Origin of the sequence: Chromohalobacter sp. HP20-39, from assembly GCF_033052815.1 — a bacterium.
Classification (GTDB): Bacteria; Pseudomonadota; Gammaproteobacteria; order Pseudomonadales; family Halomonadaceae; genus Chromohalobacter.
In genome coordinates this window covers 1-310 of the sequence record NZ_JAWHTP010000430.1, presented here as the reverse complement: position 1 = coordinate 310, position 310 = coordinate 1, and the positions used below count along the sequence as shown (strand labels likewise).

The window sequence follows — 310 nt, the reverse complement described above, 5'->3', positions numbered from 1 at the left end:
CCTGCCTGGATAGCGCTGCCTGGTGCTCGCGAGCGGCGTCCTCGCTGGAGCCGATCAGCACATCGCACCGGGCGATGGCAGCAGCAAAGCTGTCCTGATAGTTGTCGTGCCCAACAGCGGCCAGGATGCCCGCCTTCTCCAGCTTGCCCCTGACCCGATCGTTCGCTTCGCTGACCAGCACCGTGATGCTGCGTTTCTCCAGCTTGGCGATCACTTCCTCCAGGGTGAGTAGCCCGGTCATGTCGATAAACGGCACGCGTTTGAGCCGCAGAATCAGCACTCGCGGGTCTGCGTGGGTCTGACTCAAGGC

At 63.2% G+C, this 310-nt stretch carries 1 protein-coding gene; it reads right to left on the bottom strand.

Annotated features, from left to right (window positions below; translation table 11 throughout):
• On the bottom strand, positions 1–310 hold a 310-nt coding region (locus tag RVY79_RS18680; protein ID WP_317466045.1), incomplete at both ends, for a sodium-independent anion transporter.